Origin of the sequence: Shewanella sp. UCD-KL12 (assembly GCF_001957125.1) — a bacterium.
Classification (GTDB): domain Bacteria; phylum Pseudomonadota; class Gammaproteobacteria; order Enterobacterales; family Shewanellaceae; genus Shewanella.
This window is the reverse complement of the sequence record NZ_MPHJ01000011.1, coordinates 1-15135: the sequence shown is the minus strand read 5'-3', so window position 1 is coordinate 15135 and position 15135 is coordinate 1. Positions and strand designations below refer to the sequence as shown.

General features: G+C 41.5%; 12 protein-coding genes, 1 tRNA gene, 1 rRNA gene and 1 pseudogene. 8 read left to right on the top strand and 7 right to left on the bottom strand.

The genetic code is table 11. From position 1 onward, the window contains the following. The first annotated feature begins 58 nt into the window (after window positions 1–58). The gene (rsuA, locus tag BM736_RS17365) at window positions 59–748 is read left to right on the top strand and encodes a 16S rRNA pseudouridine(516) synthase RsuA (RefSeq protein ID WP_083700300.1); all 690 of its coding nucleotides are present in this window, start codon (window positions 59–61) and stop codon (window positions 746–748) included. A gap of 89 nt (window positions 749–837) precedes the next feature. Here the strand turns inward: rsuA and BM736_RS17360 are convergent, their stop codons facing one another. The 4 genes from BM736_RS17360 to BM736_RS17345 form a co-directional block, all read right to left on the bottom strand. Further along, the gene (locus BM736_RS17360) at window positions 838–1785 is read right to left on the bottom strand and encodes a DUF4097 family beta strand repeat-containing protein (RefSeq protein ID WP_076414492.1); all 948 of its coding nucleotides are present in this window, start codon (window positions 1783–1785) and stop codon (window positions 838–840) included. Further along, window positions 1782–2345 (bottom strand): hypothetical protein, encoded by a 564-nt coding sequence (locus BM736_RS17355; protein WP_076414490.1) that lies wholly within the window; start codon window positions 2343–2345, stop codon window positions 1782–1784. The genes BM736_RS17360 and BM736_RS17355 overlap by 4 nt, the downstream gene beginning before the upstream one ends. Then, window positions 2345–2881: an RNA polymerase sigma factor gene (locus BM736_RS17350; protein WP_083700298.1), complete on the bottom strand. Its 537-nt coding sequence runs from the start codon at window positions 2879–2881 to the stop codon at window positions 2345–2347. Before BM736_RS17350 ends, BM736_RS17355 begins: the two co-directional genes overlap by 1 nt. Before the next feature lie 230 nt (window positions 2882–3111). Then, window positions 3112–4071: an ornithine cyclodeaminase family protein gene (locus BM736_RS17345; protein WP_076414488.1), complete on the bottom strand. Its 960-nt coding sequence runs from the start codon at window positions 4069–4071 to the stop codon at window positions 3112–3114. Between the two features lie 263 nt (window positions 4072–4334). Here BM736_RS17345 and BM736_RS17340 point away from each other — a divergent pair, with 263 nt between their 5' ends. After that, window positions 4335–6197, top strand: a complete 1863-nt coding sequence (locus BM736_RS17340) for a methyl-accepting chemotaxis protein (protein WP_076414486.1) — start codon at window positions 4335–4337, stop codon at window positions 6195–6197. A gap of 146 nt (window positions 6198–6343) precedes the next feature. On the opposite strand, the gene BM736_RS17335 is transcribed toward BM736_RS17340, so the two are convergent. Together BM736_RS17335 and BM736_RS17320 are read right to left on the bottom strand one after the other, a co-directional pair. Beyond that, a tRNA-Phe gene (locus tag BM736_RS17335) sits at window positions 6344–6419 on the bottom strand. A 553-nt stretch (window positions 6420–6972) separates the two neighbouring features. Next, the gene (locus tag BM736_RS17320) at window positions 6973–7734 is read right to left on the bottom strand and encodes an outer membrane protein assembly factor BamD (RefSeq protein ID WP_076414480.1); all 762 of its coding nucleotides are present in this window, start codon (window positions 7732–7734) and stop codon (window positions 6973–6975) included. 122 nt (window positions 7735–7856) lie between these two features. Between BM736_RS17320 and rluD the strand changes: the two genes are divergently transcribed. The 4 genes from rluD to BM736_RS17300 all read left to right on the top strand — a co-directional run bounded on the left by rluD (window position 7857) and on the right by BM736_RS17300 (window position 12783). After that, a complete protein-coding gene (gene rluD, locus BM736_RS17315; RefSeq protein WP_076414478.1) occupies window positions 7857–8831 on the top strand; it encodes a 23S rRNA pseudouridine(1911/1915/1917) synthase RluD in 975 nt (324 codons plus the stop codon). 12 nt (window positions 8832–8843) lie between these two features. Further along, a complete protein-coding gene (pgeF, locus tag BM736_RS17310) occupies window positions 8844–9563 on the top strand; it encodes a peptidoglycan editing factor PgeF (protein ID WP_076414476.1) in 720 nt (239 codons plus the stop codon). Window positions 9564–9667: 104 nt separating this feature from the next. After that, entirely contained in the window at window positions 9668–12241 is a 2574-nt protein-coding gene (gene clpB / locus BM736_RS17305) for an ATP-dependent chaperone ClpB (RefSeq protein ID WP_076414474.1), read from the top strand. Between the two features lie 227 nt (window positions 12242–12468). Further along, on the top strand, window positions 12469–12783 hold the full coding sequence (locus BM736_RS17300; protein WP_076414472.1) for a hypothetical protein: 315 nt from the start codon (window positions 12469–12471) through the stop codon (window positions 12781–12783). 68 nt (window positions 12784–12851) lie between these two features. On the opposite strand, the gene BM736_RS17295 is transcribed toward BM736_RS17300, so the two are convergent. Beyond that, entirely contained in the window at window positions 12852–13295 is a 444-nt protein-coding gene (locus BM736_RS17295; RefSeq protein WP_083700296.1) for a DUF4124 domain-containing protein, read from the bottom strand. A 131-nt stretch (window positions 13296–13426) separates the two neighbouring features. Between BM736_RS17295 and pssA the strand changes: the two are divergent. After that, a pseudogene (gene pssA / locus BM736_RS17290) lies at window positions 13427–14131 on the top strand (CDP-diacylglycerol--serine O-phosphatidyltransferase); the annotation flags it as partial. Between the two features lie 735 nt (window positions 14132–14866). Next, window positions 14867–15135 (top strand): 16S ribosomal RNA (locus BM736_RS17285); the annotation flags it as partial.

Genomic DNA, 15135 nt, shown 5'->3' with positions numbered 1-15135 from the left:
TTTACATCACAGCCCTTCATAATAGCGCCACTTTCACCTTAAGAACTTGAGAATACTTGTGCGCTTAGACAAATTTATCTGTGAATCAACCGAGCTGACTCGCTCTATGGCCAAGAAAGCATTGCACAAAGGAGTTGTGACTTGTGATGGTGTCGTAATTAAAGATTCAAGTTTTAAAGTAAAAGAGACGCAAACTGTCTGTTTAGATGGTGATGTGATCTCGATAGTGGGCCCGAGATTTTTAATGCTCAACAAGCCTCTTGATACCATATGTGCCACATATGATGAAGTTCACCCCACAGTAATAGACCTCCTTGATATAGAAAAACCAGATGATCTGCATATTGCTGGAAGGTTAGATATAGACACTACAGGTTTGGTTTTGATCACGACAGATGGTCAGTGGTCACATAAAATCACTTCACCAAAGAAGGATTGTGGCAAAAGCTACCTAGTTAAACTTGTTGAAGAGCTTGATACGGGGTTAATTGAGACTTTTTCTCAGGGGATTCAGCTAAAAAGTGAAGATGGACTGACCAAGCCTGCTGTACTTGAAATTATAGATGCTCATACTGCCCGTTTGACGATTACTGAAGGTAAATACCATCAAGTGAAGCGTATGTTTGCGGCTGTAGGCAATAAAGTTGTTGGGCTTCATCGAGAAAGCGTTGGGGAGATCTGTTTAGACGATGACCTAGAGCCGGGTGAATGGCGTTACCTTACAGATGAAGAGATTGCATCTGTTTAAGCTTAAAGTTATCGCTTCCAAGTGTTAAGAACCACTTTGATTAACACACAAGTATAGAGATGCAAATTAGCATCTCTATACCGAACTTATCAGCCTCTTTTTAGCTCGATATCCCCACTGATGGTGCTGATTTTTATATCAGCCTTGGGCTCACCGCTCTGAAACTTGAGAAAAGAGGTGGGCGAATACTTCTCTTTTTTAGGCTTATCTTCACTAAAGTTATTGTGAATTTTCCCACCAGGGCCGCCGTTAAGGTTAAACCTAGCATCAATAGTTTTAGGCAACTTGATTGAGATATCACCACTGACACTGTCTAGATTAGCCATTGATGTTAACCCCTTAATTGATAGCGCTATATCCCCGCTAATGCTTTTTACATCAAGGCTTTTCAGTTGCTGTAATCTGATTGCACCATCACCAGAAACTTGCTCAATAGACACCTTAGTAGCCATCGAATCTGCTTCAAGATTACCGCTGACTGATTTGTAGCTTATCTCTCCATCACTTTGCTCATCTTCAATACTGCCGGATACTGTTTCAAGCCGTGTTTTTCCATTGAGTCTTGAAGAGACTATATCACCTGATACCGTGTGGAACAGTACTTGCTCACTGATGTCATTGGCACGAATGTCACCACTGACCGAGTTAACTCTGATATCTCCAGCTAATGAGGCTAATTGATAACTTGATGAAACACCTTCTGCATATAAGGTCAGATTTCGAGGAACTATGATTGTTAGCGAAGAGCCATCTTTGTCGTTGCCGCGGAATTGACGGGGCATTTGATCTTCAATGGTGACTGATTGACCCTGTTTTTCGAACAAGAAGCCTTCACTTAGCTCATCTAAAGTACCTTTAACACTGATAGCTTGTTTATCCCAGCTCTGAATGTTGACCTCGCCTCTGAGTACTTTGATATTAAGTTTAAGATCGCTCTCTACTTCTATTTGTTTATCAACACTCTGTGCTGCTAGGGTTAAGTTGCTTAATAAAATTAATGGAATAAGTAAAAACTGACTGAGTTTGATTCTTTTCATATTATCTCTCCTTGTGAGTGTTGTGATATGGGCAGCTTTTGTCCCTGTCTTAATAGCTCTATCTCTCTTTGTTGCGCCCATAACCAGAGTTGCCATAACTGATTATCTGTAGGGTTTTGCATTAATGCTTGGTAAATCTGCTGTGCAGCTTGCCGCAACTGTTCAATGCCAGTTTCAACAGGTGAGCTATATGGACTCGATTGCCAGTTGATGAGACTAGCTGCTTGTTTGAGTTCTGATACCTGCATTTCATGGGCTAATTGTATGTTTTCAAGCGTTGCGATTAGCTCTGAATGATCTTTTGATGTATTTGTCATCAGAGGCAATGAGTCCTTAATTTCAAAAGGAAGCTGACTGCCTATAAGTACTGCAAATAGCATTAGGCTAGCGGCAAGCAGATACCACGAGGTATTTCGTTTAGCTGGGTATTTAGGGTTAATATTTTCTTGTAAGGGCACGTTCAGCCGCTGCTCAATTTGATCCCATAGGTCTTTCTGTGGTGAAAGCTCTTTAGGTAAGTCAGAAGTTAAAGATGCGAGTTTTTGCTGTTGATTACTCATTAGAGCATCTCCTGAAGTAGCTTCTTAGCACGGTGGAATTGTGCCTTACTGGTGCCAACTGCAATATTTAGTAACTTAGCTATCTCGTCGTGCTTATAACCTTCAATTTCAAATAACACATAGACGAGCCTTGCTCGTTCGGGGAGCTTAAGTAGTAATTTATCTAAGCGCTCATATTCAAAACTGTCATGACCTAAGTCGATTTGCTCTGTGAGAGGTAAAAACCTTGCCCAGAAGCTTTTATGTTTCTTGATGCTGGTTAATGCTTGATTAACGGTAAGGCTATGAAGCCAGGTCGCAAATTGGCTATCCCCGTTAAATTGAGGCAGTTTCTGCCATAAACGAACGAATGTATCTTGAGTTGCTTCTTCGGCTAGATCTATTTGGCCAGCGAGCCTGAAACAGAGAGCGTAGACACGCTTGTGGTGCAATTTATAGATCTGCTTAAAGGCAGATTTATCTCCCAGCTTGGCTCTCTTTACCAGCTCTGGCTCTGAAAGTTGCTCCTTTTCGATGAACTGTATCTGTACACTCACTGAATATTCCCTGTGTAATACAATGATGGAAAACAATCGATACCTAATTAGACAGGCGCTAGTTAGCAAAAGGTTTAAAGGTGGTGAAAATTTTCTACAAAGGTATAACACTTAATAGGGGAAGTGAACTGCAGGGAGTTTGTGTATAGATTTGGAACAGGGGCTTTGTAGAGCCCCATAACCTTCAGAGATTGATTAGAGAGTGTAGTGGTTTAGCTTGCCAGTATGAGCTACTCACTTTTGGCTTTCAGTTGTGAGTAGACGAGTTGAGCGCCAACAAGATCGGCGAGCGCTGTGCCAACAGTTTTAAATAAGGTGATCTCCTCATCACTCCTTCTTCCAGGTATTTGTCCGTTGCAGAGTTGGGCAAGCTCGCCAATGACAGAGTCAGTGCTGTACACACCTTCAGAAATTGGAATTAAAATTTCTCCAGCCTCAGCGAATACATTAACTTTTGAGTCGACGTACACTGATGCTTTTAATACTAGCTTGGTATCACATTCACGTCTGTCATGGTTATGATTGCCAACAAAGTCAGTATGGGTACCAGCTTGAACCCAATCGCTATTAAAAAGCGGGCTTGGAGAGCCTGTTGCACAGCTAATAATATCGGCTTGTTTTACTGTTCTTTCGATATCATCACATACAGTAACTTTAATATTTGGCTTTAAAAGTTTAATGGTCTCAACCACTTTTTGCGCTTTATTAGGGTCTCTTCCCCATATGGATATTTCGTTAATGGGCCTTACACTTGCATGAGCTAATGCCATAAATGACGCTAAGCGCCCTGTACCGAATACGAGCAACTTACAAGCATCTTTCCTTGCTAGAAAATCACTGCCTAAAGCTGAGATTGCAGCTGTACGCCAGTAGGTAACACTAGTGCCATCTACAAGTGCTTGTGGGACACCGGTTTTACGGTCAAAGATCATGATTTTTGAGTATAAACTTTCTAATTCGCAATCTTTAGAGGGGTTGCTAGGAAAGTATGTAAAGGCTTTAACTGCGATCGTTTTGTCGTTCCAGGAGGGGAGTACCGCAAAAGCATCACTGTGCGATGTACCCTCATCTAGGTTAAAGACTTGGCGCTGTGGCATACCCGCAGGTTTAGAGAATGTATCTTTGAGTTCTGAAATTAGTCTTGGAAAGTTAAGAGATTCGTGAACTGTTTTGGCATCTATGACCTGCATAATATCTCCGCAAATTGCTTTCTTTGGGATATTGTATACCTTTGTGTTGGTTAGATAAAGAATGAGTGAATGCATTAAGACATTTTCAGCCAGTTGAAGTTAAATATCTTTATGAAAAACCGAAAAAATAGTTAATTATACTGCTCAAACTGCCGATATGAGTACAAACGGGTGAGACTGTTCCGTTCAAGTTAGTTTTTTCTTAACTTTTTATTGATTTACTACTATTTTTAAAAGAGTGCTTGTTTAAGGGGACCCTCCATATGCTCATCCGTCATAAATTGCTGCTTAGTGCGGCCGTGTCAATATTGTCACTTATCGCCATGTTTGGATTACAAAGATATTCAAGTGGGGTTCAGGCTGATCTTTCTATTGCTGCGCAAAGTGTTATCGAGCTAGAAAATGAAGTATTGAGCCTTCGTAAGGATGAAAAGGACTTTTTTGCTCGACTAGAGATGAGTTATTTAGAAAAACATAAATCGAATGCTAGCGAAATGAATTCGGTGATGAATACATTAAGGCTAGAGTTTGATACTTATGATATTCCAACAAGTGCATTAGATAGTTTTGGAAAAAGCCTAGAACATTACAAGCAATCGTTTGAAACTGTGGTGCAGTTACAGCAAGAGATTGGCTTAACCCCAAAAACGGGGTTATATGGCACACTCAGGCAAGCTGTACGGGATGTTGAGACATTAGTAAAAAAATATGATCAGCCTAGGCTTATGGTCGTGATGTTGCAGCTTAGGCGAAATGAGAAAGATTTTATGCTGCGACGGAAATTGAGTTACGTTGATAAGTTTAATGGCAATATTGCTAAGTTTCAGCAGGTGCTATCTCAATCGGTTTTAGATGTAACGGCCAAAAGTCAGATCTCCTCTCTCATGTCTAGCTACCAAAGAGACTTTGCTACATTAGTGAGTAAAGAGCAGCAGTTAGGGTTAACTAAAAATGATGGACAGATGGCGGCATTGCGAGAAGCGGTTAAAACTGCAGAAGCAGACTCGATGATGTTAAAAGAGCAGGCTTTATCGGCAATTCATGACGCTGAAGATTCAGCATTTACGTTGGGTGTTAGTATCTTTGTTTTAATTGCGATAATCCTACTTAGTTTTACCATCTTTATTATTCGCAGCATTATGGAGCCAGTCGACCGTATCACGAGAGCTATTTCTAATATTGAGAAAAATAAAGATCTCACTATACGATGTGATGCTAACGCTGAGGATGAGTTGGGGCAAATAGCTAAGCATTTCAATAGTATGGTAGAAAGCTTTCAGCAGCTCATTGAAGAAGTTATTGAGTCTGTTCAGATTATGAACCATTCATGCGGTGAGCTTTCTATGAATGCCACTAAAGCATCTGAAGGGGTTGGGCAGCAGCTGAACGAGACCGATATGGTTGCTACTGCAATCACAGAGATGGGCGCGACGATTGATGAAATTGCTAAAAATACGGAGCTAGCAGCAGATAGGGCCAGCAATACCCACGAGAATGCACAAAAAGGTCAGCTTGGTGTAGAGCAAACGATTGAAAAAATTCAGTCTTTAGCTGAGCAATTAAATGGTTCTGCTCAAGTTGTTGCAGATCTAGAGAAAGACAGCGAAACCATAGGTAGTGTGCTTGATGTCATTAGAGGTATTGCGGAGCAAACTAACTTGCTTGCACTCAATGCGGCAATCGAAGCGGCGAGAGCTGGTGAGCAGGGCAGAGGCTTTGCTGTCGTCGCTGATGAAGTTCGAAGCTTGGCAATGCGAACTCAAGAGTCGACAGAGGAGATCGCTGGGATCATTCAAACCTTGCAGTCTAGAACGCGCTCTATTGTTCAGTTGATGGAGGAAACCCAAAAGCAGGGGGGAGAGAGTGCTGAGCAAGCTGCTTCTGCAGGAACGCTTCTTGAACAGATAAATACAGATGTGACAAATATCATGGATATGAGTACGCAAATTGCCGCTGCTATTGAGGAGCAGAGCATGGTAGCCTCTGAAGTGAATAAGAACGTGGTTATTATCAGAGATATTGCGCAGGACTCCTCTGAGGCAGCTGATGAAAATGCTTCGGCATCAAGCGAAGTAAAATCTCGTGCTGAGAGCCTTCAGCAAGCGGTAAGTATGTTTAAGATATAAAGCGCTGATTGATAATTAGTAAAGGCGCGACGCCTTTACTAAAAGGGCTAAGTTAAGCGTGATGGGCTTATTGAAATTTGGGCATAAAAAAACCTCGCTTAGCGAGGTTTTTTTATTTTAGATGCCTTAGCACCTAAATGAAATATTGGTGCCCGAACCCGGAATCGAACCAGGGACACGAGGATTTTCAATCCTCTGCTCTACCGACTGAGCTATTCGGGCAACGGGCGTCATTAGAATGCTTTTCAGCATTTGAGTCAACTGTTTTCTGTATTTTATCTGTATGGCTAGGCTTGTTTGGGCGTCTTTTGTGCTAATCGAGTGAAAAAATACCAATTGCAATAAAAGTTTGACCATTCAGCGGGAGATCAAAGCGCTGTAGGCAAGAGACGGGGATGAAGCTAATAGTTAATCTATATCGAAAACCCGCAACGAAGCTTAAAGTGCTTTGAGACCCGCACTGCGTGAGCGTCTCAAATTCTCCACTTCTGCTTTGCATTGATTTAAAAGGGAATAGCCATTTCTTCATCAATGCGCCTTGAATTAAAAAATTTGAGATGCTCTGAATTGTTCAAATACTTAATACAATTGGTATAAGCTCAATGCAAAAACTTTTATTGTCATTTACTTGGTTGGAGCACATTGCCTGCAACTGGTTTGTGTAGAGCTCATTAAGTGGTAATTGTTTAGGGAGTGAGCAAGGCACTAACTTATAGGTAAAAAAAAGCTCCCAGCTTTGATAAGCTGAGAGCTTTAATTGGGTCATTAAGCTAACTTACTTTGTGAGATACTTATTGTCTGGGTAGTTTGCCTTCATGACGGTGAGTACATTCTCTTTGAGCTTATCTTGCCCAAGCTCTGAGTATGCATCAGCCATAATCTCTAAAGCACGTTCTGTTGATGGAGTACCTGGGAAAGTTTCCAATACTGACTGTGCTCGAGTCGAAGCCGCGCTCCAAGCATTCATTTTGATATAATACTCAGCGACATTAATTGAGTATTTTGCTAAGCGATTCTTTAGGTGCTGCATACGCTGAGCGGCATCTGGAGCGTATTTACTATTTGGGTAAGACTTAATCAAACGATCAAAGTCTTTAAATGCATCTTGAGCCACTTTAGGGTCGCGATCTGTGCGGTCAATGTTCAACATATCGTGGAACATATAGCTATCAGACTGCATATTTACCAGTCCGCGCATGTAATACACATAATCAATATCTTTATGTGTCGGGTTTAACCGGATAAAGCGATCAATATTAGCGATACCAGAAGCAGGGTCATCTAGCTTATAATAAGCATAAATCAGGTCTAGCTGTACTTGAGTTTTGTGTGGCCCAAATGGATAGCGAGAGTCTAATGCTTCCAAAGAACGTACAGCTTTGCTGAAGTTTCCAAGCTCCATTGAGGTTCTAGCCTGGGAATATAATACATCAGGCGATGATTTATTAACCGATAGATCTTCTCCTTGCTTACTACTACAAGCGGTGATGGCTATTGAAAATAGGGCTATTAAGGTCGCTTTAGCAAAATTATGCATACTTTATTTCGATTCTTTTAAAGTTGTGGTTAAGATTTTTTCCATTTCGATATAAAATAGAAACAATTCGATTGTAACAGATCGCTCACATATTTGGACCCCGAAAAGCGGGTACGGTTCCTATGACACAAGAGATTAATCTAAAAAGCGAGATAACATCAACACAAACTGGACAAAGATTGGATCAAACTTTGGCTGAGCTGTTCCCTGATTATTCTCGTACACGCATCAAAGAGTGGATCTTAAATGGTTCAGTGACTATTGATGGTGAAGTTTCTAGCAAGCCAAGAGAGAAGGTTTTAGAAGGCCAAGAGATAATTGTTGGTGCAACTTTAACTGAAGAGACTACGGCTAAAGCGCAAGCAATCGAATTAGACATTGTTTACGAAGATGACCATATCTTAGTGATTAATAAGCAAGCTGGCCTCGTTGTTCATCCTGGTGCAGGAAATCAAGATGGGACTTTGATGAATGCGCTATTACATCATTGTCCAGGTATCGAGTTAGTTCCTCGAGCAGGAATCGTACACCGACTTGATAAAGATACCACAGGTTTGATGGTGGTAGCTAAGACCGTTGAGGCTCAAACGCATTTAGTTTCAGCACTTCAAGCTCGTGAAATTACTCGAGAGTATGAAGCAATAGTGTTAGGCGGATTAATCTCTGGCGGTACAGTCGATGAGCCTATTGACCGTCACCCGACCAAGCGTACTCATATGGCTGTTGTCCATAATGGTAAGCCTGCTATGACTCATTACCGTGTCGCTGAAAAATTTAGAGCGCATACACGTTTAAGACTTAGACTTGAATCTGGTCGAACGCACCAGATCCGTGTTCACATGTCCCATATTGGTCATACTTTAGTTGGCGATCCTGTTTATGGTGGCCGACCTAGACCACCTAAAGGGGTAACGCCAGAGTTTTTGGAGCTGTATATGGGCTTTAAACGTCAAGCTTTGCATGCTGTTAGGCTTGAACTGGCACATCCATACACATTTGAAATAATGAGCTGGCAAGCACCTATTCCTGAAGATATGGTTGCTCTGACTCAGGCATTGAGAAAAGATACCGAAGATAACCCTTCGGTCGTTAAGTAAGCGGTTTTTCTAATGGAAAACAGTTGGCATATTCCCAAAGGCGTTAATATTGCTTTTACCACCCGTAATGGTGGTATCAGTAAGGCGCCTTATGCCAGCTTAAACTTAGGTTTACATGTGGGAGATAGTGAAGCTGATGTATTGAAAAATAGAGCGCTCATTGAGGAGCGTTTATTTTTACCTCAGCCTCCTGCTTGGTTAGAACAGATCCATAGTACTAGAGTTGTGGATGCTGACAACCAAGAACTTTGCCAAGCTGATGGCAGCTTTTCATCAAAGCGCCAAAAAGTTTGTGTTGTTATGACTGCAGATTGCTTACCTGTACTTATTTGCGATAAGCAGGGAAGTGAAGTATCTGCAGTACATGCAGGATGGCGAGGCTTATGCGATGGTATTATTGAAGTTGCGCTAGAGAAACACTCTGCTGCTAATTCAGAGCTCATTGCTTATTTAGGCCCGGCTATCGGCCCTACAGCTTTTGAAGTTGGCGATGATGTGCGTGAGATGTTCATCTCCCTGCACCCTGAAACAGCCAAATTTTTTGTTGCTGTGAAAGCTTCAAAAAAATATTTAGCTGATCTACAGGGGATAGCAAGGTACCGACTCGCTTTAGCTGGCGTCGATGAGGTTTATCAAAGCGACGCTTGCACTTTTAACCAAGAGTCTGACTATTTCTCTTATCGCAGAGATGGGGTCACGGGTCGCATGGCATCATTTATCTGGTTAAGTTAAACATTTTCACAAATTTCCTTTCATACTTATCATCTCAACCTTGAAAAAATTCTCAAACACCCCAATCTTTTAGCTATATAAACTAGTTCTTTTTTGGAGGCTGTATGCGACTCGATCGTATGACCAATAAATTTCAAACCGCGATTTCAGATGCGCAATCATTAGCGTTAGGTCGAGATCACCAGTTTATTGAGCCTATTCATTTGATGATGGCCCTTCTCAATCAAGATAACGGTTCGATCCATCCCTTGCTAACTCAAGCTGGCATTCAGGTGAGTTCACTGCGCTCTATGTTAAGCCAAGAGCTGGAAAGGTTACCGCAAGTGGAAGGGACTGGTGGAGATATTCAGCTTTCACAGGCATTAATTCGTCTTTTAAATCTCTGCGATAAATTGTCTCAAAAACGAAAAGATAAATTTATTTCAAGTGAGCTGTTTATTCTTGCAGCTCTTGAAGGTAAAGACCCATTAGCTTTGAGCCTAAAAAAGGCTGGTGCTACGACTGAGCTAATGGAACAAACGATTAAACAGGTTAGAGCGGGCAAAAATGTTGATGACCCCAATGCTGAAGATCAACGACAAGCCCTTAAGAAGTTTACTGTCGATCTTACTGAGCGAGCAGAGCAGGGAAAACTTGATCCTGTAATAGGTAGAGATGACGAAATACGCCGCACTATTCAGGTACTGCAGCGAAGAAGTAAAAATAACCCAGTGTTAATAGGTGAGCCAGGTGTTGGTAAAACAGCCATCGTTGAAGGCTTAGCACAGCGAATTGTTAATGGTGAAGTCCCCGAGGGGATTAAAAATAAGCGAGTGCTTTCGTTAGATATGGGCTCATTGGTAGCAGGTGCTAAGTATCGTGGTGAATTTGAGGAACGGTTAAAAGCTGTCCTCAATGAGCTTTATCAAGAGGAGGGACAAGTGATCCTCTTTATCGATGAGCTTCATACTATGGTTGGTGCAGGTAAAGGCGAGGGAGCGATGGATGCAGGTAATATGCTTAAACCCGCTCTTGCCCGCGGTGATCTTCATTGTGTCGGTGCGACAACGTTAGATGAATATAGGCAATATATTGAAAAAGATGCAGCATTAGAGCGACGTTTCCAGAAGGTTTTAGTTGAAGAGCCAAATGTTGAAGATACGATAGCGATTTTACGTGGCCTCAAAGAGCGTTATGAATTACATCATCATGTCGAGATAACCGATCCGGCCATTGTCGCAGCGGCTAGTATGTCACACCGCTATGTTTCCGATCGTAAGTTACCTGATAAAGCAATCGACCTGATTGATGAAGCGGCATCGAGTATCAGAATACAGATAGATTCAAAGCCTGAAGTACTCGATAGACTCGAGCGTAGAAGCATTCAGTTAAAACTTGAAGAGCAGGCGCTAGCTAAAGAGGCTGATGAGGCCAGTATCCGCAGATTGTATTCACTCAGAAAAGAGCTTAAAGATGTTGATGTGAAGGCTGCCGAACTTAATGAAATTTGGCATACAGAAAAAGCTGCATTAGCTGGAACTCAGCATATTAAAGCGGATCTTGAGCAAGCTAGGTTAGATCTTGATGTGGCTCGTCGTGCCAGCGACCTTACTCGGATGTCTGAACTTCAGTACGGGCGTATTCCTGCACTTGAGAAACAGTTAGACCTAGCTGCACAGGCAGAGATGCAGGATATGACCTTATTACGGAATAAGGTCACTGATGTTGAAATTGCTGAAGTACTGTCTAGAGCTACAGGTATTCCTGTATCTAAAATGCTAGAAGGTGAAAAAGAGAAGTTGCTGCAGATGGAACAGGCGCTTCATGAGAGAGTGATTGGTCAAAATGAAGCTGTAGATGCCGTTTCAAATGCCATTCGAAGGAGCCGTGCTGGACTTGCAGATCCTGAACGACCAATCGGATCTTTCCTATTTTTAGGACCGACTGGTGTAGGTAAAACTGAGCTGTGTAAATCTTTAGCTAAGTTTTTGTTCGATACCGAGTCGGCGATGGTAAGAATAGACATGTCGGAGTTTATGGAGAAACATTCTGTAGCTCGATTGCTTGGTGCACCTCCCGGGTATGTGGGTTATGAAGAGGGCGGATATTTAACTGAAGCTGTCAGAAGAAAGCCATACTCCGTCATCTTGTTAGATGAGGTGGAAAAAGCTCATTCTGATGTTTTTAATATCCTGTTGCAGGTCCTTGATGACGGCCGTTTAACTGATGGCCAAGGTCGAACTGTAGACTTTAGAAATACAGTGGTCATTATGACCTCAAATTTAGGCTCAGATATTATTCAAGAAAGATTTTCATCACTCTCTTATCCAGAAATGAAGTCTGAGGTGATGAATGTGGTTACACATAGCTTTAGGCCCGAGTTTTTAAACCGAATAGATGAAACAGTGGTTTTCCATCCTTTAGGTGAAAAGCACATTGCTCATATTGCTAGTATTCAGATCGAATCACTTAAAAGCAGGTTAGCTGAAAAAGATTATGAGTTAATACTAAGTGAAGAAGCGTTAGCATTAATTGCTCGTGCTGGCTTTGATCCTATCTATGGTGCAAGACCCCTTAAAAGAGCACTGCAGCAAGAGGTTGAAAATCCACTTGCACAGAGGATTTTAAGTGGGGCTTTAGTTCCTGGAAAAGTGATCAGAGTTGAGTGTGCTGGAGATGAACTGGCATTTGTCCAGTAGTCAAGGAATCAGCTAATCCTGATGTTTAAGTAAATGTGAAGCGTTTATAGTTATCAACCAACTTGCACTCAGGTTTGATGCATGATTATTATGGATACAGATTCATTGTCTTAAGCTGAGTCAAGTACCGTATAGGGAGTTGACTTACAAGGTAACTCTAGTATTTAAAGTTAGGTTTTAATCTGTTTGAGTACTAGGCTTTGTAAGTCTCACAAGGAGTAAAAATAATGAAAATGAAATTAGCATTGGTAACATTAGTAACTTTATCTGTTGTGGGCTGTAGCTCTTCTGCACCGGAATCAACTCAAAATGTAGAAGCCTATATCGGGGTTGGAAATACTGACTATGATAGTCAGTATCACTTTGGTTACAACCAAGGCTGTAAAGGTGCAATATCAGTTAAAGCTGACGGCGGAGAGTTAGCGTCTTTTAAAGATAAAGTCTTAGCCGGGCTAGATCAATTTGATGCTGGTTGGAGCGCAGGAGCGCAAGCGTGTCAAGATGGAACAAGCCGTTCTATGTACACAGTCAAGCAAGGCTAGTAATTTTGTGCATTAGATAAAAACAGATCCATAAGGATCTGTTTTTTTATTTAGTACTGAAGTTAGCGCTACTTACAAAACAACTTTATTCTCTCCTTCTGTTGCTTTATCTTCTCTTGGCGCTGCTCTTCTGTCACAGCGGTAACTGCTCCTGTCTCACCATCTTTGCTATTGAGCTTAGTATGCGTCGTAAGTAAATCTAGATTGTATTTAGCATTTTTACAGATCTCTTTAGCTTGCTCTTTATCATTCTCATTAATTAAAGCTGCATCTTGCTGAGCTTGAGTCTGCTCCTCTTCTTTACGAGGGGTTGGCGCAACAGTGCCTATAAGTTTGGGCTCTATGTCTTCACTGTATATCTTTTTAGACTTGCTCTGCTGTTCATGCCCTTCAGGGATCTGCTGACTGTAATGAGTGACACCGTCTTTATCAACCCACTTGTAAATGACTGTGGCAGATGAAGGAGAGGCAAAAAGCAAAAGTAGGCAGATAGCTAGAAAGGTTTTGTACATAAGCTCTTCCATGTTTGTGTACGCATTAGATGTTAATGAGCTTACCTTATTGAATCCAAGCAAGTCACGGTTAAATATGCAACAGTAAAAGTATGGTATATTTTTTATACTTGATACATATTTTAACAGTCATGAAAAACTTAAATAAAGAGACAGTAAAACGTAAAGGGATTTACCTTTTACCTAATCTACTAACGACAGCGGGCTTATTCTCAGGCTTTTATGCAGTCGTTGCATCGATGAATGCTAAATTTGAAGTCGCAGCCATTGCTGTATTGATCGCTATGGTTTTTGATGGTCTTGACGGTCATATTGCTAGGATGACAAATACTGAAAGTCAGTTCGGGGCTGAATATGACAGTATGGCTGACATGGTTTCGTTTGGCGTCGCCCCAGCTCTTATAGTATATAACTGGGCATTAGTAGAGCTAGGGAAGTTTGGCTGGCTTGCTGCATTTATCTATTGCGCAGGTGCAGCACTTAGATTAGCAAGGTTTAATACTCAAGTGGGGATCGCTGATAAAAGATATTTTCAAGGGCTGGCAAGTCCTGCTGCTGCAGCTGTAATCGCTGGTAGTATATGGTTAGGTAGTCAAAATAACATAGACGCTAGCAAGGTGAGTTGGCTAACAGCGTTAATAACCATTTTATTAGGCCTCTTAATGGTCAGTAACTTTAGGTATCTCTCTTTCAAAGATATTGATTGGAGGAGCAGAGTTAACTTTTTAGCTATTTTGGCTTTTGTTGGCGTTTTGGTATTTGTTTCTATTGAACCAGCACTCATTCTTTGTTTGCTTAGTTTTATTTATGCTCTATCAGGGCCTTTAATAACTATATAGCATTCGAAAAATTAAGCTATCAGCCAACAGCATCCGTAGTACAAGTCACAAAGAGTAAGTAATAGACGAAACTCATAAATAGGTAAAATACGTATCCTTAAATGCAGCGTTGGCATAATTATATAGACTCTCCAATCTTCCTCTCCGCCTCAGCTCCCTCTTAGTTAATAAAAAATTAAAATAACAGTGCATAACCAGTAAAATGTGCCAGACTTAGTCTCCTGGTTAGAGGGGCTGTTGGCAAAAGTATCATTGGAAGGTACTTTTACTTTCAATTTGATGCATAAATGCGCGCTTGTCAGCTTTATATAATTAATGACTTGCCATCACGGCTGACATCTCTATAATGCGCCCCCACTGACACGGCAAACCAGTCTTCTTAAGCGGTAAGCTAACTAAGGCAAGTAGCTAGTCAGGGCAACAAGTAAACACTTAGAAATTTAATTTTTCAAAAGCACTTGACGCCAACCAAGGGTTGTGTAGAATACGCACCCCTAGCCCACAGCGGCGAACGTTCTTTAACAATACGAAACAAGAAATCTGTGTGGACATTCACAGGTGTTGAGTTATTCGAAATTGYYTCTYASGARRCAATCAAAAATTTAACTCAATGTAACGATGAATGTTCATAGCAATATGTACAAACGTTTTTAAGATTCTTCCGAGTCTTCTAAACGAATCAGAATTCATTGAGCCGTTCTTCATCCTTAATCGGGTGAGAACAAAAAACTTTAATTGAAGAGTTTGATCATGGCTCAGATTGAACGCTGGCGGCAGGCCTAACACATGCAAGTCGAGCGGAAACAGRAAGGTGCTTGCACCTTTGCTGTCGAGCGGCGGACGGGTGAGTAATGCCTAGATATCTGCCTAGTCGTGGGGGATAACAGTTGGAAACGACTGCTAATACCGCATACGCCCTACGGGGGAAAGGAGGGGACCTTCGGGCCTTTCGCGATTAGATGAGTCTAGGTGGGATTAGCTAGTAGGTAAGGTAATGGCTT